20 protein-coding genes are annotated in these 22249 nt (G+C 52.1%); 14 read left to right on the top strand and 6 right to left on the bottom strand.

Features of this window, described 5'->3' with window-relative positions:
• The first annotated feature begins 90 nt into the window (after positions 1-90).
• The 3 genes from ACJJIF_RS14715 to ACJJIF_RS14705 all read left to right on the top strand — a co-directional run bounded on the left by ACJJIF_RS14715 (position 91) and on the right by ACJJIF_RS14705 (position 3214).
• A complete protein-coding gene (locus ACJJIF_RS14715; RefSeq protein WP_444929083.1) occupies positions 91-1230 on the top strand; it encodes a TRAP transporter substrate-binding protein in 1140 nt (379 codons plus the stop codon).
• Positions 1231-1486: 256 nt separating this feature from the next.
• Positions 1487-2248, top strand: coding sequence for a hypothetical protein (locus ACJJIF_RS14710; RefSeq protein WP_444929082.1), 762 nt, complete (start codon positions 1487-1489; stop codon positions 2246-2248).
• 51 nt (positions 2249-2299) lie between these two features.
• The gene (locus ACJJIF_RS14705; protein WP_444929081.1) at positions 2300-3214 is read left to right on the top strand and encodes a hypothetical protein; all 915 of its coding nucleotides are present in this window, start codon (positions 2300-2302) and stop codon (positions 3212-3214) included.
• A 101-nt stretch (positions 3215-3315) separates the two neighbouring features.
• Here ACJJIF_RS14705 and ACJJIF_RS14700 read toward each other — a convergent pair whose 3' ends face one another.
• From ACJJIF_RS14700 to ACJJIF_RS14680, 5 genes are all read right to left on the bottom strand, one after another.
• The gene (locus ACJJIF_RS14700) at positions 3316-3705 is read right to left on the bottom strand and encodes an acyl-CoA thioesterase (RefSeq protein ID WP_108735392.1); all 390 of its coding nucleotides are present in this window, start codon (positions 3703-3705) and stop codon (positions 3316-3318) included.
• A 160-nt stretch (positions 3706-3865) separates the two neighbouring features.
• Entirely contained in the window at positions 3866-7447 is a 3582-nt protein-coding gene (locus tag ACJJIF_RS14695) for an ABC transporter permease/M1 family aminopeptidase (protein WP_444929080.1), read from the bottom strand.
• Between the two features lie 19 nt (positions 7448-7466).
• Positions 7467-8360: an ABC transporter ATP-binding protein gene (locus ACJJIF_RS14690; protein WP_444929079.1), complete on the bottom strand. Its 894-nt coding sequence runs from the start codon at positions 8358-8360 to the stop codon at positions 7467-7469.
• Between the two features lie 291 nt (positions 8361-8651).
• A complete protein-coding gene (locus ACJJIF_RS14685) occupies positions 8652-10013 on the bottom strand; it encodes a TRAP transporter large permease (RefSeq protein WP_444929078.1) in 1362 nt (453 codons plus the stop codon).
• A complete protein-coding gene (locus tag ACJJIF_RS14680) occupies positions 10010-10582 on the bottom strand; it encodes a TRAP transporter small permease subunit (RefSeq protein WP_444929077.1) in 573 nt (190 codons plus the stop codon). The genes ACJJIF_RS14685 and ACJJIF_RS14680 overlap by 4 nt, the downstream gene beginning before the upstream one ends.
• 184 nt (positions 10583-10766) lie before the next feature.
• Here ACJJIF_RS14680 and ACJJIF_RS14675 point away from each other — a divergent pair, with 184 nt between their 5' ends.
• The 8 genes from ACJJIF_RS14675 (at position 10767) to ACJJIF_RS14640 (ending at position 18886) form a co-directional block, all read left to right on the top strand.
• The gene (locus tag ACJJIF_RS14675) at positions 10767-11819 is read left to right on the top strand and encodes a PstS family phosphate ABC transporter substrate-binding protein (RefSeq protein WP_444929076.1); all 1053 of its coding nucleotides are present in this window, start codon (positions 10767-10769) and stop codon (positions 11817-11819) included.
• Between the two features lie 163 nt (positions 11820-11982).
• A complete protein-coding gene (gene pstC / locus ACJJIF_RS14670) occupies positions 11983-13362 on the top strand; it encodes a phosphate ABC transporter permease subunit PstC (RefSeq protein WP_444929075.1) in 1380 nt (459 codons plus the stop codon).
• Positions 13355-14641: a phosphate ABC transporter permease PstA gene (gene pstA / locus ACJJIF_RS14665; protein WP_444929074.1), complete on the top strand. Its 1287-nt coding sequence runs from the start codon at positions 13355-13357 to the stop codon at positions 14639-14641. The genes pstC and pstA overlap by 8 nt, the downstream gene beginning before the upstream one ends.
• A gap of 102 nt (positions 14642-14743) precedes the next feature.
• Positions 14744-15553, top strand: coding sequence for a phosphate ABC transporter ATP-binding protein PstB (gene pstB / locus ACJJIF_RS14660; RefSeq protein ID WP_444932360.1), 810 nt, complete (start codon positions 14744-14746; stop codon positions 15551-15553).
• A 23-nt stretch (positions 15554-15576) separates the two neighbouring features.
• Positions 15577-16278 (top strand): phosphate signaling complex protein PhoU, encoded by a 702-nt coding sequence (gene phoU, locus ACJJIF_RS14655; RefSeq protein WP_444929073.1) that lies wholly within the window; start codon positions 15577-15579, stop codon positions 16276-16278.
• 85 nt (positions 16279-16363) lie between these two features.
• A complete protein-coding gene (locus tag ACJJIF_RS14650) occupies positions 16364-16678 on the top strand; it encodes an antibiotic biosynthesis monooxygenase family protein (protein ID WP_444929072.1) in 315 nt (104 codons plus the stop codon).
• 280 nt (positions 16679-16958) lie between these two features.
• Entirely contained in the window at positions 16959-17762 is an 804-nt protein-coding gene (locus ACJJIF_RS14645) for a putative porin (protein ID WP_444929071.1), read from the top strand.
• A 176-nt stretch (positions 17763-17938) separates the two neighbouring features.
• Positions 17939-18886 (top strand): putative porin, encoded by a 948-nt coding sequence (locus ACJJIF_RS14640; protein ID WP_444929070.1) that lies wholly within the window; start codon positions 17939-17941, stop codon positions 18884-18886.
• Positions 18887-18942: 56 nt separating this feature from the next.
• On the opposite strand, the gene ACJJIF_RS14635 is transcribed toward ACJJIF_RS14640, so the two are convergent.
• A complete protein-coding gene (locus tag ACJJIF_RS14635) occupies positions 18943-20229 on the bottom strand; it encodes a M48 family metalloprotease (RefSeq protein ID WP_444929069.1) in 1287 nt (428 codons plus the stop codon).
• Between the two features lie 72 nt (positions 20230-20301).
• On the opposite strand from ACJJIF_RS14635, the gene ACJJIF_RS14630 reads away from it, so the two are divergent.
• The 3 genes from ACJJIF_RS14630 to ACJJIF_RS14620 all read left to right on the top strand — a co-directional run bounded on the left by ACJJIF_RS14630 (position 20302) and on the right by ACJJIF_RS14620 (position 22247).
• The gene (locus tag ACJJIF_RS14630) at positions 20302-20781 is read left to right on the top strand and encodes a DUF4265 domain-containing protein (protein ID WP_444929068.1); all 480 of its coding nucleotides are present in this window, start codon (positions 20302-20304) and stop codon (positions 20779-20781) included.
• A gap of 81 nt (positions 20782-20862) precedes the next feature.
• Positions 20863-21639 (top strand): peroxide stress protein YaaA, encoded by a 777-nt coding sequence (gene yaaA / locus ACJJIF_RS14625; RefSeq protein ID WP_444929067.1) that lies wholly within the window; start codon positions 20863-20865, stop codon positions 21637-21639.
• Complete coding sequence (locus tag ACJJIF_RS14620) at positions 21636-22247, top strand: DUF938 domain-containing protein (protein WP_444929066.1); 612 nt, start codon at positions 21636-21638, stop codon at positions 22245-22247. Before yaaA ends, ACJJIF_RS14620 begins: the two co-directional genes overlap by 4 nt.
• Positions 22248-22249: the final 2 nt, after the last annotated feature.

Below are 22249 nucleotides of genomic sequence, written 5' to 3'. Positions count from 1 at the left end.
AGGGGGGGCCCCCTTGAAGACCTAAATCGGCGGCCAAAGAGCCTGCCGATAATTTGTACAACAAAAAACAATAACGATAAATTATTCGCCATGAAAAAACTCAATTGGTACCCGGCCATTATCCTCGGGCTCCTGGCCCTGCTCGCCATCACCTTTGCCGCGCTGGTGACCTCCCGCGCGGCAATGGGTCCCGCGCAGCACTTTTCCGCAGAGGGCGATAAAGAGCTGTTCGAGTGGAAATTAGTCACCACCTGGCCCAAGAACTTCCCGGGTCTCGGCAGTGCGCCGGAGCGTTTTGCCGGCAAAGTCGAGGCTATGTCGGCGGGGCGTCTTAAGATCAAGGTGTACGGCGCCGGTGAACTGGTCCCCGCTCTGGGCGTATTTGGCGCTGTCTCGGAAGGCGCCGCGCAGATGGGGCACGGCGCCGCCTATTACTGGAAAGGCAAGGTGCCGGCGGCCCAGTTCTTTACCGCAGTGCCTTTCGGTCTGAATGCCCAGGAAATGAATGGCTGGCTGCATCACGGCGGTGGCCTCGAACTCTGGGAGGAGATCTACGCGCCCTTTAATCTGCTTCCATTGGCCGGAGGCTCCACCGGTGTGCAGATGGCGGGCTGGTTTAACAAGCCCATTGAGTCGGTGGAGGATTTACAGGGGCTCAAGATGCGTATTCCCGGCCTGGGCGGTGAGGTTTTAAACCGCGCCGGCGGCACGGCGGTGACCATCCCCGGTGGAGAACTCTATACCGCGCTGCAGACTGGAGTGATCGATGCCACCGAGTGGGTGGGGCCCTACAACGATCTCGCTTTTGGTTTCCACCAGGTCGCCGAGTACTACTACTACCCCGGCTGGCATGAGCCCGGCTCTATCCTGGAATTTATCGTCAACAAAAAGGCGTTCGAAAAACTGCCCGCCGATTTGCAGGAAATTGTGCGAGTCGCCGCCCGTGAAGCCAACCAGGATATGCTGGATGAATACACGGCGCGCAATAATCGAGCCCTTAAGGAACTGGTGGAGGAGCACGAGGTAAAAGTGCAGCGTTTGCCGGAGGATGTCCTGTTGCACCTAAAGAAGATCAATAGCGAAATCATGCGCGAGACCGCCGAGCAGGATGCGGAGTTTGCCCGTGTCTATAAAGCTTTTAAGGCGTTTGAACGGGATGTGAAGCCCTATCACGAGATCAGTGAAGAGGCTTACTACCAAGCTAGGGATTTGGCCGTCAAGAACAAATAAATAGCTTTGGGATTTTTAAGAATCCCCAGTTTTTCTGATAAAGCAAAAAAGATAAAAAAAGCTTTAAATTTTTTCGTTTATAAGAATAATGTCGCACTCATTTCGGGGCTGAAAACTACAGCGCTGCATAGCTACTTTTATAAAGTAGCTATGAGTATTCGCAATGACTTTTGTCTGTAAGGCCTAGAGAGATATTGTGAAAGTTTTCAGGATAGCTTCAGAAGAGACTATTACTATTATTACTATTGGGGAACGTATGAAATCATTATTGCAATTTGCATTTATTTCACTACTTATACTTTTGACGGGCTGTGTTTCTCCGCAGGTACCAGTTCCATTAGAACAATCGTTTTATAACTCTGATAAGAAAGCAGTTGGTTTGGTACTTGAAGTGCCAGAGGCTCCTTCTCTTGCCCTTGAGGGCAATATAGGCTTGCTGGACTATGCAATTATCTCAGCAGCGACTGCTCCAATTTCAAAGCACTTGGAAACACTGGACACTAAAGAATTTATTGCAATTTCTGGGGATTTGAGTCAGAGCTTAGAGGGGGAAGGCTTTAGTCTAATTCAACTGGATACACTGGATAAAGATTTAAAGCTGGCAAAATTTAAAGATCCTGATACAAAAGATACAGTATATTTTGCAAGAAGTGACTATCGTGACTTTTCTAAAGAGCATAAAGTTGATTACCTTTTAAAACTTTCAGCTAAGCGGGTAGGTTTAGCGCGTCCATATTATGGCTTTATTCCTACGGATTCCCCGCGAGTTGTTTTCGAGATTACTGGTGAAATGATTGATTTGTCTTCGAATCAATTACTTTGGTACTCGGATGTTGCCCAGACTGCTTATGCTGCTGGCGAGTGGGATGAAGGTCCTTCCTATCCTGGATTAACTAATACTTACTATATAGTTATGAATAATGCTAAGCAGCAAATTCTAGCTGCATTAGCTAAGCACGAAGCTGAGAATAATATTCTTCCCTCAGTTGAGGGTACAGTTCCTTCTGTATCTGAATAAAATTAAGTTGCAAATAATCTAAAGGCGGCACGCAAGTGCCGTCGTTTTTTTATGAAAAATATAATACTTTTATTATTTGTTGCTCTGCTTAGTTCAGGGTGCGTAAAAACTGCTAATTATCATATAGCTACTATTGATATCGATAAACTTGATCGGCTGCAAGGTATTTCCTTAAAAGTTAGCTCCCTAGAGAATGGCCCACTAACTGTAGACATACATCCGGAGCCATGGCGTTATACCTCGATTTCAGCAAATATGGCAGCAGCACAATATTCAGCCCCCCCTCCACCTCCTGGAACCAGTCCAGGGCAAGCGGCAGCCGCTGGTGTCGCCGGTTCCCTAATAGGAACCCTTATCGCGAGTGAAATGGCTAAAAGCCAAGCCCAGAGAGAGGCGCAACTACCGGCTCAATCACTAATAGACGAACTGTCAACCTTGAAGATTGAACAAGTGGGTCAAGATAAGATCTATAGCCGTTTTTTATTGTCGGATTTTGCTCTGGATAAAGGCGTTGTTACAGAGGGGGAGGGAGATAAAAAAAATACCCGTTTGATGATATCCCCTTCTATCAAGTTGACCAATTCTTTGGATGTTCTAAAGTTTAACCTGAACACAGAATTGAAAGGTAAGAAGAATAAATTGATTTACAAAAATTCAATTGAATATTGGTCAGGAGGAACTACAAATATATCAAAATCTGAGAATTTAGATTACTGGCAAAGAGAAGGATTGGAAGCCTTTTTAAGTGAACTTGATATTGCGATTGATTTTACGGTTGGATACTTAGCGGGTTCTCTCAATAACTCTTTGCCTATCGAGGAAGAGCAACAGAGGACTCACAAAGTTGCAAGTGGTAATAGCTGGGTATTGGTACGCGGTAATCTTTTAGAAGATAGTGATCGTGGTTGTGTAGTAATCAAAGACTTGCGTGGGAATATTAAGATTATTCGCGGCACATTGATGTGATGTGTAGTTTGCTTATCAGGTAAACTTTACACTGTAGAGTTTGGATAAGCCGACCAAAATACTGTTGATCGGCTTTTATAGAGGTGGCTGCTACTGGCGGGTTATGGCAGCGGCCTGGTGCGCCCGGCATCGTCGATAGCGACAAAGACAAACTCGCCCTCGGTAACCTTGACCTGCTCACCGGAATCTACCCGCGTCAGCCACACCTCGACCATAGTGCGAATCGAAGAGCGTCCCTCTTCAATAGCCTCGGCATAGCAGCTGACTGTCGAGCCAACCGGAACCGGGCGCAGGAAGACCATGCTGCCCACTGCGACTGTGGTAACACGGCCGCGCGCCATGGTTTGCGCGAGAATAGCGCCGGCGAGGTCCATCTGCGACATCAGCCACCCGGCAAAAACATCCCCCTGCGGATTGGTATCGCGGGGCATAGCCAGGGTTTGCAGGGTTAGCGTGCCTGTGGGTTGTGGATCTTCATCGAGAGCTGACAGTGCGGACATCGGGTACTCACAGATTGTTAGAGTTATTGGTTTCCACTACTGGAATGGTGGCGCATTCTAGCACAATTTGGCCAGTAATTAACCAGAATAAATTCCGCCCTGCGGTCTCCTCCGCTGCGGGCAAGCTGCGGAGGAGGCGCCTGTCGTGGTCCTATAGAGTCTCTATACGCTGCAAGTTATCGTCCGGGTTTTTATCGATCATCTTGATATAGGGATCAAAGCCGGCGATGCTCGGTTTGCCCTTCACCTCAAATTCCAGCACGGTGGTCGCTTCACTGATCTCCTGTTTGGCGAAGTAGAGCACATTGTCTGCACTGGTATTTTTGTCTGGATCTTCTGCGAAAATAGCAACATCTACCCAGTTATTGATAGGAATTTCTTTTTCCTGGCCATCTCCATCGGCTTCGAACTTGTGTGCCTCCAGTTCCAGTAAGACGCGATAATTGCCATTTTCCAACAGCTCGGAAGTGGCATTTGCGACCTTGAGGTCAAAGAGGACCACTCGCTCCAGCATATCGGTGATCAGCTCTTGCTGAGAGGCTTCGGCCCGGGCCCTGAGTCTCGCTACTAAGTCCATGCTGGTGGGATAGGGATCGCTGGAGAAGCCCTTTTCTTTTAGTAGGGAAGCCAGGACCTCATTGACGGTGTCTTCACCCATCGCATCCTTAAGGGCGTACATCGCCAGGGAACCCTTGCGGTAGTGGATATAGGATTGGTTCTCGTTGTGGGTTAAGGGCAGCTCTTCGAGCAACTCGGTACCCCGCGCACTCAGGTAGCTATCCAGCTCATACTTGAGGAAGCGACGCATCTTTTCCGGGCCGTATTCCCGCTCCATCACCATCAGTGCAGAGTACTGCGCCAGGGTTTCTGATAATAGGGTTGCGCCCTGCACATTGGCGCCAATCAATTGATGTGCCCACCACTGGTGCGCCACCTCGTGAGCGGTCACATAGAAGACGTAATCAATCTCATCCGGGTCCCGCAGGTCGGCGACAAAGCCGATAGATTCAGAGAAGGGCACGGTGTTGGGGAATGCCTGGGCAAAGGTTTCATAGCCCGGGAACTCGACGATACGCAGCTGGCGATACTGGTAGGGGCTGAATGCCTCGCTGAAGTATTCCAGGGACTTTTTCACCCCTTCGACCATGCGATCCACGTTGTAGTCGTGGGGCTTGTGGTGGTAGACCTCGATCGCGACATCCTGCCAGCGGTCTTTGACCACGGTGTAGTCTGCGGAAAGGTAGGAGAAAAAGTTGTGAATGGGCGCGTCCATCTTGTAATGGAAATAGTGGCGCTGTCCCTCCTGCCAGTCTTTTTGCAGGTAGCCGGGCGCCAGAGCTATTTGCCCCAGGGAAGTACTGACGGTGGTTTCAAAATTGATCCAGTCGGAGTCGCTGCGCAGATAGGACTCCCGGTAGTGGCCTTTGTCCTCCAGTTTGGGCATACGCTGCGGCGGCGGTAGGTCGTGCTTCCTGCGCAGGTGGCGGTCGGTCAGCTCAGCATTGCCGTTGTAACCGATAAACGGCAGCGCTTCATTGTTATTAAAGAAGGTACCGTTTTGCACCAAGGTGGTGGAGGAGCCGGAGTTCATAAAGCCGCGATTGATCCTGCTTAAATCAAACTCCAAGGTGAGAGACTCACCGGGTTGCAGAGGCCGATCCAAGTCAAAGAAATAGTGGCCGAACTGCTCGTCCTTGTCGCGCAATGTGGCCTGATCCAGGGATAGCTGGTTCACCTTAAGGCCGCGATCCAGCCCGATAACCACCTCTTCGATCGATTCGTTGCGTTTATTAACCAGAACGTAACGGCCGCGCACTTCATAGCGGCGCTCATCGGGGAAGATATCTACATCGACTTTGACATCGGTGATATGTGGTGCGGGTTTGTCCACCAGGGCTTTGTATTTCTTCTCGTAGTCTGCGGCCAGCTGCTCCCGATCCTTGCTGGTTTCGTAGTGATTGAGAATATTGGTATTGTAGAAAATAAAGGCGCCACTGCTGATAAACAGCACTAGGGCGGTGGCGGCAGTTAAGCGGCTGGATAGCCCCAGTTGGCAGCGCAGGGCCTTGATCCGGCTCACCAGTGGAGCCAGAGTACCGCGCTGCCAGAGTCCGTAGCTCAAGATTGCCAGTATCAGGCTGAAGTTGATCCAGTAAAATGCAAACCAAGCCCGCCCCTGCTCAAAGTGACCATAGCCATTCATGTCTGAATAAGGTGCCGCGTTCCAACTGGCGAACTGATAGAGGTTGTGCTCGAATCCGAGACCGTCGAGAACACTGGAGCTAATCAGGTAGCCCACCATCAGTAACATACCGAGGAATTTGTTGCGGGTTATTACCTGGGCAAAGATTGATAGGATTGCCATCAGGTAGAAAGGCATCGCGAACTGGTACCAGACACCGTAAAAGTACAGGCCCGGCTCAAGCGTTGTGTACCCCTTGCTCAGCTGTACAGCGACAGTGGTGAGCATGCAGGCAATCAGGATGCCAGCCAGAACCACCAACATCGCAATAAACTTGCTCGCGACAAAAATCCAACTGGGTGTGGGCACGGCATCCATAATTTCATGGCAGCCGGCCTGGCGCTCCCGCCATACCAATTCAGCTCCGTAGTAGATCAGGATAATCAGCATAATCAGGCTGAAGGCGCCCTGGATCAGACTGACCATAGAGCGGGTTACCGGGTATACCGCAGTGCCAAATATCGCTTCCAAATTTAGGGATGCGCTCAATACATTGAGAATACCCAGTGCCAGGATTACCCAAAAGGCCAGGCTTTTTACCACCGCTGTGACTTCAAAGCCGCAGCGAGCGCGAAATTGCTGCCAAACCGCAGCCGCGCCAAACCTGGGAGTGACTCGCGGTAGGGGCTTGTTATAGCGAGGTGCCTCATCCTCTTCTGCTTCCGCAGTGCGTCGGCGCGACCAGAGCGGTTTGCGCTCGGTAAAGGAAAAACATTTATAGCCCAAGCCTATAAATAATAAGCTGGCCCCCAGCCATATTAAGCGGTTGATAAGATAGTTTCCCTCCAGCGCGATCATGGACGTATTGCGATCGAAAGCGGTCCAGTAGCGAGTTGTTTCCTGGAAGGCCGCGAGACCAAAGGGATCGGCCAGTGCTGCGGCACTGCGATAGGCGGGCTCATCCATCATTCCCTGACTGGTGAAATAGAGCACCAGGAAGGCGATCAAGCCCACGTAAGTGGCCATCATGCTGCGAGTTATGGCTGCCAGGCTAAAAAACATGGCGCTGCAAAACAGCATGCTGGGAAGGACAAGTATGAATAAGGTGTGCAGATAGTGGGAGATTTGTGTGGGCCCCAGGCGCTCTGGGTCCAGCCAGGGCATCCAGGAGCCGAGCAGCATACCCAGTGCCGCAGTTGAGAAAGCCAGGAAGGCCACGATAAATGATCCAGTGAAGCGGCCCAATAAATAGTCGCGCTTGCTGATCGGGGTACTGAAGACAATACCTTCCATTTTCATATCGCGATCGCGCAGCACCGGGTTGGCTGCGAAGGCGGCAGTAATAAAAATGCTGAAAACGCACATTATTAACAGGGTCAGCATAATCGCGTAGGGGGAGTTGATCAGGGTGTTACCCCCACCGCCGCCGATCTGTATGTTGTCGACGGTCATAGCACCAAAAGTCAGCAGAAAAAATACCAGGCTGGTCACATAAAACAGCGGCTGGCGCAGCTGGTACTGGAGTTCAAACTTGGCAACCGATAAAAACATGTTGATATCCTCCCCTGTCTCAGGCGGCGCTAGCCATACGAGAGGCTTGATTGCTGAACAGGGTGGAGAAGTAGACATCTTCGAGGTCGGGTTGCAGAGCCTCAAAGCCCTCGGCCGGTTGGCTATCTGCCAGTGCGTGTACAACATGGCGCCCAGCTAATAGGCGAGTGGAAATCACATCCAAACTATTGCGGTATTCTTCCAGTGCAGATTTGTCGACGGTACGCCGCCATACACGCCCTGCCAGTTTGGAGGTCAGCTCTTCAGGTTTGCCCTGGGCCACAATTTGGCCTGCGGCGAGGATAGCCATATTGGGGCATAAATCGGCAACATCCTCGACGATATGAGTGGAGAGAATGACCACTACGTTCTCGCCAATTTCACTGAGCAGGTTGTGAAAGCGGTTGCGCTCCTGTGGATCGAGACCGGCGGTGGGTTCGTCGACAATAATCAGGCGTGGATCGCCGATCAGGGCTTGGGCGATACCAAAGCGCTGGCGCATACCGCCGGAGTAACCGCTGAGGCTTTTCTTGCGATCCTTAAATAAATTGGTTTGGTGCAGTAATTCCGCCACCATCTCGCGGCGCTCTTTGCGATTGCCAATGCCTTTTAGTACCGCCATATGATCGAGCATATCCTCGGCATTGATTCTCGGGTAAACCCCAAAATCCTGTGGCAGATACCCCAGGGTACTGCGGATTTTCTGTGGATTGCTGGCCACATCGATGCCATCGAAAGTAATGGTGCCGCTGTCGGCAAATTGCAGCGTGGCGATAGTGCGCATGAGTGAGGACTTACCGGCGCCATTGGGGCCGAGCAACCCAAACATCCCCTTGGGAATCTCCAAGTTGACGTTATTGAGCGCGTGTACACCGTTATCGTAGGTCTTGGAAAGGTTGGCAATCTTTAGCATTTCTTAATTCCCTTTTATTTTTTATGCGTCCTTGAATATCGCCAGCAGTAGTTAATAGCCTTTGATATTTAAGAATAGATATCCACAGAAAATTTTTGCTGGATTGGCGAGAGAGTTAAATGTCGAGCGCCAATGTAACAGGAGGTGGTGGCTTTCCGGGGGGAATCAAGGTGCGTTGATAAATTTAAGGGGTGAAGGGTTTATAGAGTGTCAGTGCTGGTACTGTCGTCTGAGGCTGGCTGCAAGTGGTGGTGATTCAAAATGCTATCGTACCAATTGCAGCCTCAGGAGTTACTGCTGAACCACTCCCGGCAACCAAGTGGCCAGGGCCGGCCAGACTGCCAGCAGGCACAGTAGTAAAAGTTGGATCGCAATAAAAGGCGCGACCCCGCGATAGATGGCCGATGTGGCCACGGAGCTGGGGGCCACCCCGCGCAGGTAAAAGAGGGCAAATCCAAACGGTGGTGTGAGGAAAGAGGTTTGCAAATTGATGGCGATCATAATGCCGAGCCACACCGGATCAACACCCATTGCCAGCAGCACCGGGCCCACGATTGGCACTACCACAAAGGTGATCTCGATAAAGTCGAGGATAAAACCCAATAGAAATATAACCAGCATCACCAGCAGGGTCGCGCCGATAACCCCTCCGGGCAGGCTGTGGAAAAACCCTGTCACCAGCTCTTCTCCGTTGTAACCGCGAAAAACCAGAGAAAATAATGAAGCGCCAATTAATATGGCGAAAACCATTGCGGAGACCTGTAGTGTGCTGCGGCCGATTTCCCCGGCGCGCTTAAAACTGAGTGCTCTGCGACTGGCGGCCAGTAAGGCGGCCCCTAAAGCACCGACGGCGGCCGCCTCTGTGGGGGTGGCGGCGCCGACCATAATGGATCCGAGCACAATTAGCATCAAGGCTATCGGGGGCAACAGGCTGCGCAGCAGCTGGGCCCTATCCACTTCGGGGGACTGGCTGGCCTCCATAGGCCTGGGGCGGCGCGCGATAAACAACAGATAGATAATATAGGCGGCCACCAGCAATAAGCCGGGAATAATTGCCCCCACAAACAGGTCTCCCACGCTGACCGGCTTGGGATTGAAAATGCCCGCAGATAGTTGCGCCTGTTGGTAGGCGTTGGAGAGGGTGTCTCCGAGCAGAACCAAGGCTATAGAGGGGGGAATAATTTGCCCGAGGGTACCAGTGGCACAGATGGTGCCGGTGGCCAACTTGGGAGAGTAGCCGTTTTTCAACATGGTGGGCAGTGACATCAGCCCCATGGTTACCACTGTTGCACCGACAATACCGGTGCTGGCGGCGAGCAGTGCGCCCACCACCACCACGGCAATGGCGAGCCCCGAGGGGGCGCCCATAAAAGCCTTGCTCAGATTCACCAACAGGTCTTCGGCAATCTTGGCTCGCTCCAGTATCACCCCCATCAGCACAAATAATGGAACGGCAACCAGGGTGCCGTTTTGCATAATGCCGTAGAGGCGATCGGGGAAAGCGCGCAGCAACTCGGCATCAAACACGCCATACACGATACCCAGGCCGGCTGAAAGCAAGGCGGTACCGGCGAGGGTAAAGGCCACCGGGTAGCCGAACATCAACAGGGCACAGACAGCCGCAAACATCACTAGGGGGATCAGTTCTATCACGCCTCTGCTCCTTCAGCCTGTTTCCGGACGGCTTTTGACGCTGATATAGGTGGGGGCTGTTGCTGGGGCAGCATCAGCTGCACCAGTGCGCGAATAAACTGGGCCAAGCCCGCCAGGGCCAGGGTGAGCGCAGATAGGGGAATCAGGCTTTTCAGTAAAAAGACCCCCGGCAGGCCGCCGGCGTTTGCACTGCCTTCAAAGACTGACCAGCTATTCAGTACAAAGTGCCAGCTGCCTATAAATAGAAAGACGCACAGTGGTAAGAGGAATGTCAGATAGCCAATAGCATTGATCCAGGCTTTGGCCCGGGCGCCCATTTTGCGGTAGAAGACATCCACCCGCACATGGGCATCGGTCTGCAAGGCATAGGCCAGCCCCAGCATAAAGGCGGCACCGTGCAGATAAATGACGGATTCCTGTAAGGCGATAGAGCCGCTGTTGAAGCCGTGGCGCATGATCACCACACCGCTTTGTAACAGGACCATGGCCCAGGTAAACCAGGACAGCAGCTGCCCTGTGTGACTGGTCAGGCGCTCGATTGCCTGCGCACTGCTCAGCAGAAAACGCATGGGGGCTTCTCTCTTTACATCTTATTGTTATTTGTGTTGCCTGAAGGTTACCCCTTTGCCCGCTCTCATGCCAGCAGGGGCAAAAATGCCACTGTAATTTTTTTGTCATCTTTTATTCATAGAATCGTCACCCGTTGTTTCTAGCATCGCCGCGTGAAATATAAACACTCATCGGAGTTACACAATGAATAAGCAAATTCTGGCGACTTCTTTGGCAGCCTTGACCCTGGCAACCTCACAGGTGGCGATGGCTGCGCGCGACTACATTAGTATTGTCGGTTCCTCTACGGTTTACCCCTTTACCACAACGGTGGCAGAGCGCTTTAGCCGCGCAACTCAGTTCAAGACACCGGTAGTTGAATCTACTGGTACTGGCGGTGGTATGAAGTTGTTCTGCCAGGGCGTTGGTGAAAGCACCGCAGATATCACCGGTGCTTCCCGCCGCATCAAGTCTTCAGAGCTGAAGATGTGTAACAACAACGGCGTCGATGTTGTTGAAGTACAGGTCGGTTACGACGGTATCGTGCTCGCCAATGCCAAGCAGGCTGCGCCGTTCAAGCTGACCCGCAAAGATATCTTCCTGGCACTGGCCAAGGAAGTACCGAATCCGGATGGCTCTGAAACTCTGATCGCCAACCCTTACAAGACCTGGAAAGATGTAAATCCAGCGCTGCCCAACAGCAAAATTGAAGTTCTGGGCCCGCCCCCCACTTCCGGTACCCGCGATGCTTTCGCCGAACTGGCAATGGAAGGCGGCTGTAAGAAGTTTGGCTGGATTGCGGCCATGAAGAAAACTGACAAGAGCGCCTACAAAGCGATCTGTCACAACGTTCGCGAAGATGGCGCTTATGTCGAAGCCGGTGAGAACGACAACCTGATTGTGAACAAGCTGGTTGCCAATCCCAACGCTCTGGGCATCTTTGGTTTTAGCTTCCTCGACCAGAATGCTGACAAGGTACAGGGTTCTCTGATCGAGGGGCAGGCCCCGACTTTCGACTCCATTGCCGACCAGAGTTACCCGGTTTCCCGCCCGCTGTTTATCTACGTTAAGAAGCAGCACGTCGATGTGGTTCCCGGTGTTAAACAGTTCCTGGCTGAATTCACCAATGAGCGCGCCTGGGGCGAAGAAGGTTACCTGGCGGACAAAGGTATGATTCCGCTGCCCGCCGAGAAACGTAAGCAGATTGCGACCGATGTGCGCAAACTGAATGCGCTGAGTAATCTCGCCGCCAAATAAACAAGTTTCTGGAGTGGTACTGTCAAAGGGAATTGACGGCCAAGCTCGAAAGGGCTTGGCCGTTCTTTATAAGAAGACTCACAAATTGTCGCACCCCCTGCGATGGAACGCGGGGAGAAAGTCTGGATAATGCCAGCGACGATATTTTTAGTACGGTAATTCAATGCAAACCCCCACACTGTTCGCACTTTTGCTGCTTTTGATATTAGTGGCCTACGGCACTGGCTTTCGCCGTGCAGTGAACGCTGCTCGCAGTCTTGGCGGCGTGCGCAATCTGGCCGCCCTGCCCAGCTACTATGGATTGTTCACCGCCCTTTGGTGTGGTTTGCCTGCGCTGTTATTGCTCGGCGCCTGGCTGGTGTTTGACGATGCGATCATCCGCGCGATGGTCATGAATAGTATTGTCGATAAGCCGGAGACTATCTCCGGGCAGAATCTGCTCTATGCGCAGATTCAAAATCTCGCTGGGGGGCTCCTGATCGGTGAAAAATCTGCGCAATTGCAGAGTGCCGCAGATTACCTCAGCCAGTTGCGCAGTTACTCCAATAATTTGCAGGCCTTTCTGAGCTTAGTCTTGGCCAGCGGCCTTACGGCTTTTGCACTGCTGCGCTTTTCTCCCAAGCTGCGCGCTCGCGAAAAAGTGGAAAAAGTACTGCGCACGGTGCTGATCGCCTGTGCCAGCGCCGCGATTTTGACCACTGTCGGTATTTTGCTATCGGTATTGTTTGAATCCCTGCGCTTCTTCCAGTCGGTGCCGGTGAGTGAATTCCTGTTTGGTTTGCACTGGAGCCCACAGATGGCTCTGCGCGCGGACCAGGTGGGATCGAGCGGTGCCTTTGGTGCTGTGCCCCTGTTTACCGGAACCCTGATGGTGTCCGCGATCGCCATGTTTGTGGCGGTACCGGTGGGATTGATGGCGGCTATTTATCTGGCCGAGTACGCCAGTAAGCGCGTGCGCTCCCTGGCCAAGCCAGTACTCGAAATTCTCGCCGGTGTACCCACCGTGGTATACGGCTTTTTTGCTGCCTTAACCGTTGCGCCCTTTATTCGTGAGTTGGCCACCTCTATGGGCCTACAGGCCTCTAGTGAAAGTGCACTGGCCGCTGGCTTGGTGATGGGCATTATGATTATTCCCTTCGTCTCCTCTCTGTCCGACGACGTGATCAACGCGGTGCCCCAGTCCCTGCGCGATGGCGCCCTGGGCTTGGGTTCCACCCAGTCCGAGACAGTGCGCAAAGTTGTGATTCCTGCGGCACTGCCCGGTATCGTCGGCGGTGTATTGCTGGCAGTTTCCCGCGCAATTGGTGAAACCATGATTGTGGTGATGGCCGCCGGGCTCGCGGCGAACCTCACCGCCAATCCGCTCGAATCGGTCACGACTGTAACGGTGCAGATTGTGACTCTGTTGGTTGGCGACCAGGAATTTGACAGTCCCAAGACCCTCGCCGCTTTTGCTTTGGGCCTGATGTTGTTTATCTCCACTTTGGTGCTGAACTTTATTGCCTTGCACGTAGTGAAAAAATACCGGGAGCAGTATGACTGATCTTACTCAGGCGCAGGTGCGCGAGCGCATAGAAAAAAGCCTCGCCAGCCGTCACCGCAAAGAAAAGCTGTTTCGTGGGCTGGGTATCGGCAGTATTGCCTTTGGTATACTCGCTGTACTGATCCTGTTCACTGACATTATCAGCAAGGGCAGTGGTGCCTTTGTGCAGACGGCAATCCAACTGGAAGTGCACTACGACGAACAGGTTCTGGGCATCGACAAGATCGATGATGAAAGTCTGACCTGGGCAAACTTCACCGGTGTTATTCGCCAGTCCCTGCGCGAACGATTTCCCTCGGTGACTGGTCGCAGTGACAAGCGCGAGCTCTACAGCCTGGTGTCCTCCGGAGCACCGTTTACCCTGCGTGATCGCCTGGCGGCGAACCCGGAACTGTTGGGTAAATCAGAGCAAGTCTGGCTGTCAGTCGATGATGATGTGGATACTTTCGTCAAAAGCCTGAAGGATTCCAAAGAGGGTTTCCGCGGTCGCACCTCGGAGCAGAAGGCCGGCTGGATTGAGCAGCTGCTGGACAGCGGTGAGCTGAAAAAGCGCTTTAACACCATCTTCTTTACCAATGGCGATTCCCGCGAGCCGGAGCAGGCGGGTATCCGCGCAGCCTTGATGGGTTCCCTGTTTACCCTGCTGGTCACTTTGGCACTGTCGTTCCCCATCGGGGTGGCGGCGGCGATTTACCTGGAAGAGTATGCGCCCAAGAACCGCTGGACCGACTTGATCGAGGTGAATATCAATAACCTCGCGGCGGTACCCTCTATTGTTTTCGGCCTTTTGGGCCTGGCGATATTTATTAACTTCTTTGAATTGCCGCGCTCGGCACCGCTGGTGGGGGGCTTGGTACTGACACTGATGACCCTGCCCACGATTATTATTTCCAGCCGCGCGGCTTTGAAGGCGGTACCGCCCTCCATTCGCGAGGCGGCACTGGGTATGGGAGCCTCGCGTATGCAGGTGGTTTTCCACCATGTGCTGCCCCTGGCCATGCCGGGTATGTTGACCGGCGCGATTATCGGTATGGCCCAGGCCCTCGGAGAGACGGCGCCTCTATTGATGATCGGTATGGTCGCCTTTATTGTCGACGTACCTGCTGGAGTAACCGATCCGGCCACCGTACTGCCGGTACAGATTTTCCTGTGGGCAGACAGCCCGGAGCGCGCCTTTGTTGAGCGCACCTCCGCAGCCATTATGGTGCTGCTGAGTGTGCTGATTGTGATGAATACCAGCGCGGTATTGCTGCGCAAGAAACTTGAGCGCCGCTGGTAACAGAGCGCGGATTATCAGAAAGCGGGATATTATATGAGTACCATGACCCTGGATGCCGCCAGTCAAGCCGATACGGCGCAATCCGATGTTGCGGGTGGGCAAATGATGAATAATCGGGCTGATGTTAGAGAAACTGTTGGCCAACCGTTCTGTGACACCGCCAAGTTGCGTATGCGCAATGTGAATGTTTTCTATGGCGAGACCCAGGCGATTCACTCCGTTGGCCTCGATATCGGAAAAAATGAAGTGGTTGCCATGATCGGCCCCTCCGGCTGTGGTAAGTCGACATTTTTGCGCTGTCTCAACCGTATGAATGACACCATTGAAGGTTGTCGCGTCGAGGGCGAGTTGAGCCTGGATGGCGACCCTATCTACGGCCCCAAAGTGGATGTGGTTCCCCTGCGCGCCCGCGTCGGTATGGTATTCCAGAAGCCAAACCCCTTTCCCAAGTCTATCTACGAGAATGTGGCCTACGGCCCCAAAATCCACGGTATTGCCAGCCGCCGCGCCGATCTGGATGAGATCGTAGAGAACAGCCTGCGCCGCGCCGGCCTGTGGAACGAAGTTAAAGACCGCTTGGACAAGCCCGGTACCGGGCTGTCCGGTGGTCAGCAGCAGCGCTTGTGTATTGCCCGCGCAATTGCCGTGAGTCCGGAGGTTATCTTGATGGATGAACCCTGTTCTGCCCTGGACCCGATTGCGACGGCGCGTATTGAAGAGCTGATCGATGAGTTGCGCCAGAACTACACTATCGCTATCGTCACTCACTCGATGCAGCAGGCGGCGCGGGTTAGCCAGCGCACGGCCTACTTCCACCTGGGGCACTTGGTGGAAGTTAACGATACTGAAACGGTGTTCACCAACCCCGAGCACGAACTCACTGAAGCCTATATTACCGGCCGCTTCGGCTAAGGTTCCTGCCCGGAGGGAAAACTATGGAAATGCATTTCGATCAACATATCTCACGCCAATTTAATGAAGACCTGGAAAGCTTAAAGACCGAGATGTTGGAGATGGGCGGTATGGTCGCCCGCCAGGTGGCCGATGCGGTCGACGCCCTGGCCAATGCCGACAGTGAGCTGGCCGAGGAAGTGCTGCGTATCGAAGAGATTATCGACAAGAGTGAGATGGCACTGGATGAGCACGCCACGCTGATTATCGCCAAGCGCCAGCCGGCCGCATCGGACCTGCGTATGGTGATGTCTGTGATTCGAATTGCCCGCGATCTGGAGCGCATTGGAGATGAGGCGAGCAAGATTGCCAAGATGGCCATAGCGCTGACGGATGAGGGCACTGCGCCGCGCGGCTATACCGAGATCCGCCATATTGCCAATGCGGTACGCAAAATGCTCAATGATGCGCTGGATGCCTACACCCGTTTCGATGTGCAATCGGCCCTGCAAACCCTGGCCGAGGACCAGCAGGTGGATATGGACTACCGCACGGCGGTCCGCGAGCTGGTGACCTATATGATGGAGGATCCGCGCAGCATCTCCCGGGTGATCAATGTGTTGTGGACCCTGCGCTCGCTGGAGCGTATCGGCGATCACGCCAAGAATATTTGTGAACAGGTTGTTTATTTAGTGGAAGGTGCAGATATCCGGCACGGACACGAAGATAACCTGCGCAAGTCCTAAAGGACTTGTTAGTCGAAAAAGGTCGCCTAGTGCGGCCTTTTTTTTCGCCTGAAATCCGCAGTTTAATCGTCAGAGAATATACGCAATGAAATTTATCTTCGAAGTTCATTTACAGGAAGGGTTTAAGGCTGAGGACTACGCCGATGCCTGGGTGCGCGCTTCCAAAATTATTCAGCGCTCCCCTGGGGCACTGGGCACTGAGCTTCACCGAAAAGTTGATGACCCCAAGGTATTGATTGCTATTGCCAGCTGGCGCAGTAAAAAAGACCGGGATGCAATGCAGGCGGCGCACAGTGAGAAAATTGATGAAATCATTGCCAGTGTAGCCCCTTTTATAAAAATTAAGCGAATAGGGGAATTTTATGACCCGCAATGGGTCGTAAATAATGTGAGCGATTGATCTTAATCAAATGAACCTGAACGAATGCTGAATAAATTGGTGTTGCTCAAATAAAATAAAAATTTTTATTTTATTGTTTTTTTATACATTTTTTCTGCCGGAGTTATTACAGCCAATTACAGCTGAATTTTTTAAGTGTTTCATCGAAAAAATATATTCGTTTCGCCGCAAATTTTCCCTTAATTGCGCGCCGTGTAATTTGCTGTCGTTGCACAGCAAAAAACTTTTGCTACAATCCGCAGCCCAATTTGGATCGCCACGTTAACGAAGGATTTATCAAATGAGATTCAAGCTTGCTGCTCTTCCCCTGATGCTTGTTGCCGCAACTGCCGGTGCCGAGGAATACAACTCTTTCACTAATGCTACATACTCTGATTTTGAGGCTGGTAGCGTTGATGCTGATCAAATTGATCTCGATACTACTTATTACTTTGGTCCCAAGGAAACTCTTGGACCGCTGAAAGAATTTGAATATATCAATAAAGTCAGCAATGTATTTGCTGGATATTCTTACGTAGACATCGACGGTTCTGATGACGATGTTTTTGGCGTAGGCGGTGAATACTTTGCCTCCAACGGAGTTGTTCTGGGCGCAGCTGTATACGATCTTGGCGGTGAGAACCTTGATGCCCTGTCTATAGGCTATCTGTTCACCCCTAACTTCCTGGTGACTCTGGAGCACGTTGATAATGACAGCGACAACGAGTTCTCCCTGGAAGCTAACTATAACCATCAGCTGAATGCAACGGATTATCTTGGTTTCACTTTTAATGTGGACGAAGAGTTCGATACGCGCTCCCTGTCCTCCAAGTACTTCACTCACCTGGGTGGCGAGCAGTACCTGACCGCAGAGCTGGCTTATGTCAACTATGATGAAGGTGATGATTACTGGAAACTGGGAACTGAGTACTTCTTCACCAAGCGTACCTCTGTTGGTTTTAGCTTCGATGAAGTAGAGCAGTATGAACTGGGTATGACTCACTTCTTCAACACCAATGTTGCTGCTAAAGCCGCTTACGTGTCCAATACTGATAATGATATGGACTACGATATCTTCCAGTTTGGCTTAACTGTTCAGCTGTAAGTTGATATAAAAAGGGCTATCTCAGATAGCCCTTTCTTTATCAGGGTGTAGCGATAACATCCTGGTAACTATTACTCGTTCTTTTCTATTTTGCGCTAAAGTACCAACTCCCCTCCTGCCCTTGTCATTGTCTGATAGTTCTTGATAATACCCGGTTTATTTTCCTGGACTTTAAAATGAGATTTAAGCTTGCTGCTCTTCCCCTGATACTTCTCGCTGCATCTGCTAATGCCGAGGAGTACCACTCAATAACTACAGTAGGCTATTCCAGTTTGGATTACGATATTGAACTTTTGGGCGCTGAGCTCGATCGTGAAGGCAACCAATGGGTGGCTGAGACCACTTATTACTTTTCCGGCAAGGAGACTTTGGGCCCCTTAAAAGAGTTTGCCTATATTAATAAAGTTAGCAATGTGTCGGCTGCCTTTTTCCACAATGAAATAGAAGACAATAACGCCGATAGCTACGCTGTGGCTGGAGAGTACTTTGCCCAAAATGGCCTTACTCTCGGTATAAGTTTGACGGAAGTTAATGAGCGCAATATCGATACCGTGTCTCTTGGCTATTTGTTTACCCCGAACTTCTTGCTAGAGCTCTCGCATACTGAGTTTGAGTCTGATGAAAAGACTTACGCTGAGCTTCGCTACAACCATCCGTTGAGCGGTGCCGATTATCTCGGTTTTGACTTTGTCAGCGACAATGATTTCGATACGGCTGTTTTCTCCTCCAAGTATTTTACTAGTCTGGGAGGGGGGCGGTATTTGACTGCTGAACTTTCCTATGCAGATTATGAGGGCGGTAACGATTACTGGCAGATCGGTTCAGACTACTTTTTCACTCAAAGTACTTCGCTCGGTATAAAGCTGGACGAGTGGGACGATATCAAGTTGGCTTTCACTCACTTCTTTAGTCGCAATATTGCCTTAGAGGCGGCTTATAGCACTATGGCGGCAGATGATAATATTAATATCCGCAGCTTTGGTAGCGACACCTATCGCGCCGGATCGACCTCTACTCTGGATATGATGCCAGACCTTGAAAGTGATTCTGTGATGAGTTATCTGGCTCCCTTGATGGAGCTTGAGGTCGAGAAATTTGAACTTGGTATAACCGTTCAGCTGTAAACCAGTTTTAAAAAGGGCTATCTCAGATAGCCCTTTTTAGTTGTAGCTCAGGTATTTTACCCTTTATTAACGATAGCCTTTATCCGAGTTTGCGCCATAGTGCCAATTTCACCTCCCGCCTCAGCGGCGGTTTGATAGTGCTCGTAGGCATTTTGTCGATCCCCCTGTTTCTCGTAAACCTCACCCAAATAGAAGTGCGCATAGGCACTGTCCAGATAGCGCAGCGATCTGCTTAAGTCGCCTTTCGCAGAGCTGTAGTTTTTTAATTTTATTTGGGTCATTCCCCGTTTTAGCCAGTAGGAGAACAAATTTGGATTTTTTTGAATGGCACGATCGTATGCCTGGCGGGCATTTTTGTAGTGTTTCTGCTGACTGAGTAAATCCCCCTCCAAGGCAAAAAAAGCCGCTTCCTTGGCTTGTTGTTTCTGCGCTTTTCTCACCAGTGTAAGTGCAGCGTCGAAATTTTTATTATTGGCGGCGGCAACCGCATCATCGTAGTTTTGGTAGGCGTCGGTATCACGCTTTAATTGCGCTATGGCTTTTTGATAGGCCGCCCGATTGCTGATCCCGCCTTTGGGCAGAGATTGGCTGTGCTTGATATTGGCACTGACCCGGGATTGGGAGGGCGGGTGGCTGGCGAAGAGCGCTTCCAGCCCGCCGCTTTGCTGCCCCTTCGACAATTCAACAAACTTTCTCTGCAAGCGCACAGCCCCCTGGGGGTCGTATCCAGCAGCGGCCATATACTTCATACCATACTGGTCTGACTCTAACTCGTTGTCGCGACTGTAGCGGGCAATATAGGCCGCGCCCCCCAGTTGAGTCCCGCTGGCAATCAAGTCAGCGTAACCGGAGTTTTGTGTGGCGGCGCCGACAATTGCCAGGCCGGCGCCGAGCAATTGCTGTTGTGACATGGCCGTCGCGGAGTGGCGCGCAGCGGCGTGTACGATCTCGTGGCTCAGCACAGCGGCGAGTTCGGCTTCATCGTCGAGTAGAACCAGCAGGCCGCGATTGATGGCAATTTTGCCACCGGGCAGAGCCCAGGCATTGGGTACCGAGTTATTCAGAACCACAAACTCGTAAGGTAGCTGGGGGCGATCGGAGACCCGCGCCAGCTTTTGCCCAACTTGGCTGACGTAGTTTTGCAGGGCGGGATCAATAGTGTATTGGCCGCCCTGCTGCTGTTGATTGGCTGCGTAGTGCTGCTGCCCCAGCTGTACTTCCTGCTGCGCAGATATCAGCGATATCTGTTTTTTACCGGTAACTGGATTGACAGCGCATCCTCCCAGAATGGACGTCGTCAAAAATGCAACACAGGCCGCAAGCGCTTGGGTACGCGAGATCATTGCCTTCCTCCCTGTATAATGTTGGGTCATTAGAATGGTTACTCATTGTACACAGTACGGGAATTGAGGTTTATGACGGCACTTCAGGTCATTGAGTTATTTGCGGGCAACAATCCCGATGGTGAGCCGGTGGTGGAGCGGTTGCAGGTTCGTGTGAGCGAGGATGATAGCTGCCAGCTGGTGCGATCCCCGGTCTTTATTAAGGGTATTGCCAGCGGCGATTACATCAAGGTCGACAAAGACACCCAGCAGTTTGAGCTGGTAAAGCGCTCGGGCAATTTGGCGGTGCGTATTTTTTGTCGCGGCGACAGCACCGAGCTGTCCGATAGATTGACCCCGCGCCTGGAAAAACTCGGGGGTGAGCTGGATCTTGAAGCGGCGCGGGTACTGGTCTACAGCATTCATGTCAGCTGCGGCTTCGATAAGATTGAGGAAATCCTCAACAGCGTCTGCGATGGGGCCAATAGCGTCTGGTATTACGGTAATGTCTACGATCCCAAGGATGGACAGACACCGCTCAATTGGTGGCAGGACCTTCTAAAGCCGGAGTAAGCGCCTGGCGATAAACTTGGGTCAGCCACAATAGCTTGGTACTGTGTGGTTGAGGCGATAGCGAAGTGAGAAAGGCACCCGATGTTAATAGTTATTTCACCGGCGAAAACCCTGGACTATGACAGTGATATTCCCTCACTGGAAACCACCCAGCCGGACTTTTTGCAAGAGTCAGCAGCCCTGATCAAAGAGCTGCGCGAACTGAGCCCGCAGCAGGTTTCCAGCCTGATGAAGATTTCAGACAAGCTGGGAGTCTTGAACTACGATCGTTTCCACGGGTGGAAGCGCCCGTTTACCGATAGCAATGCCCGCCCGGCGCTGCTCGCCTTTAAAGGTGATGTCTATACCGGACTGGCGGCGGAGACTATGGGGAAGCGGGACTTTGCCTATGCGCAAAAACACTTGCGCATGCTCTCGGGCCTCTACGGTTTGCTGCGTCCACTGGATTTGATGCAGCCCTATCGCCTGGAGATGGGCACTAAATTTGAAAATGCCAGGGGTAAGAATCTCTACGAATTCTGGGGGGATAAGATTACCCAAGCGCTCAATGCGCAGTTGCAGACGGTGAAGAGCCGCGAGTTGGTCAATCTGGCATCCAATGAATATTTCAAATCCGTCAAAGCCAAGCAGCTCGATGCCCAGGTCATTACTCCGCACTTTAAAGACCTGAAAAATGGCCAGTATAAGATGATCAGCTTCTTCGCCAAGAAAGCCAGAGGCATGATGAGCCGCTGGGCTATTGATCAGAGGGTAAAGAAGGCGGAAGAACTGAAGGGGTTCGATGTGGCCGGTTATGTCTATAACCCGGCTATGTCCACTGAGTGGGATTGGGTATTCACCCGGGATGAGCCACAGTGAGTTGTACCGAATTGCCCGATGCGCCCTCCTGTGGGCGCAATCGCGAGCCGATTCTCCAGCATTTAACCCGCCTGCTGGCGTGCAGCCGCAAAGTGCTCGAGGTGGGCAGTGGCACTGGCCAGCACGCCGTATATTTTGCCCCGCAGCTGCCCCATCTAGAGTGGCAAACCTCGGAGCGGCCACAACAGCTGGAGGCGGTAAAGTCCTGGCTGGCGGAGCGCCCCAGTAGCAATCTGCCACAGCCGCTGGTGCTCGAGGTTGGCGATGCTTGGCCCGAGATTTGCGCGGATGCTATTTTCACCGCAAACACCCTGCATATTATGTCTGCCGCATTGGTGCCGCAGTTCTTTGTGCACTGCGCCGATGTTTTGCAGCCGGGGGGGCTATTGATCGTATATGGCCCGGTAAAAATTGCCGGCGAGTTTATCGGTCCCAGCAATGCGGATTTTGATCTCCAGTTAAAGGCGCGAGACCCGAATAGGGGAATTCGTGATCTGGAGTGGCTCGATCGGCTGGCACAGCGCGCGGGGTTCAGTCGAACAGAATTAAATTACCTGCCGGCCAATAACCAGTTAATGGTCTGGCGCAAAAGCGATAATCAGGAGTAACT

The sequence above is a fragment of the Microbulbifer regidiadema (SeqCode) genome (genome assembly GCF_052467605.1).
The sequence above is the reverse complement of the archived record's forward strand: the minus strand, read 5'-3'. Positions and strand labels throughout refer to the sequence as shown.

Bases quoted from the DNA above. Each gene is read 5' to 3' on its own strand.
- ACJJIF_RS14645 (WP_444929071.1), top strand. From the start codon at position 16,959: ATGAGATTCAAGCTTGCTGCTCTTCCCCTGATGCTTGTTGCCGCAACT.
- ACJJIF_RS14680 (WP_444929077.1), bottom strand. From the start codon at position 10,582: ATGCGTTTTCTGCTGAGCAGTGCGCAGGCAATCGAGCGCCTGACCAGT.
- ACJJIF_RS14640 (WP_444929070.1), top strand. From the start codon at position 17,939: ATGAGATTTAAGCTTGCTGCTCTTCCCCTGATACTTCTCGCTGCATCT.
- ACJJIF_RS14715 (WP_444929083.1), top strand. From the start codon at position 91: ATGAAAAAACTCAATTGGTACCCGGCCATTATCCTCGGGCTCCTGGCC.
- pstC (WP_444929075.1), top strand. From the start codon at position 11,983: ATGCAAACCCCCACACTGTTCGCACTTTTGCTGCTTTTGATATTAGTG.
- yaaA (WP_444929067.1), top strand. From the start codon at position 20,863: ATGTTAATAGTTATTTCACCGGCGAAAACCCTGGACTATGACAGTGAT.
- ACJJIF_RS14705 (WP_444929081.1), top strand. From the start codon at position 2,300: ATGAAAAATATAATACTTTTATTATTTGTTGCTCTGCTTAGTTCAGGG.
- ACJJIF_RS14695 (WP_444929080.1), bottom strand. From the start codon at position 7,447: ATGTTTTTATCGGTTGCCAAGTTTGAACTCCAGTACCAGCTGCGCCAG.
- ACJJIF_RS14690 (WP_444929079.1), bottom strand. From the start codon at position 8,360: ATGCTAAAGATTGCCAACCTTTCCAAGACCTACGATAACGGTGTACAC.
- ACJJIF_RS14675 (WP_444929076.1), top strand. From the start codon at position 10,767: ATGAATAAGCAAATTCTGGCGACTTCTTTGGCAGCCTTGACCCTGGCA.
- pstB (WP_444932360.1), top strand. From the start codon at position 14,744: ATGATGAATAATCGGGCTGATGTTAGAGAAACTGTTGGCCAACCGTTC.
- ACJJIF_RS14630 (WP_444929068.1), top strand. From the start codon at position 20,302: ATGACGGCACTTCAGGTCATTGAGTTATTTGCGGGCAACAATCCCGAT.
- ACJJIF_RS14710 (WP_444929082.1), top strand. From the start codon at position 1,487: ATGAAATCATTATTGCAATTTGCATTTATTTCACTACTTATACTTTTG.
- ACJJIF_RS14635 (WP_444929069.1), bottom strand. From the start codon at position 20,229: ATGATCTCGCGTACCCAAGCGCTTGCGGCCTGTGTTGCATTTTTGACG.
- phoU (WP_444929073.1), top strand. From the start codon at position 15,577: ATGGAAATGCATTTCGATCAACATATCTCACGCCAATTTAATGAAGAC.
- pstA (WP_444929074.1), top strand. From the start codon at position 13,355: ATGACTGATCTTACTCAGGCGCAGGTGCGCGAGCGCATAGAAAAAAGC.
- ACJJIF_RS14650 (WP_444929072.1), top strand. From the start codon at position 16,364: ATGAAATTTATCTTCGAAGTTCATTTACAGGAAGGGTTTAAGGCTGAG.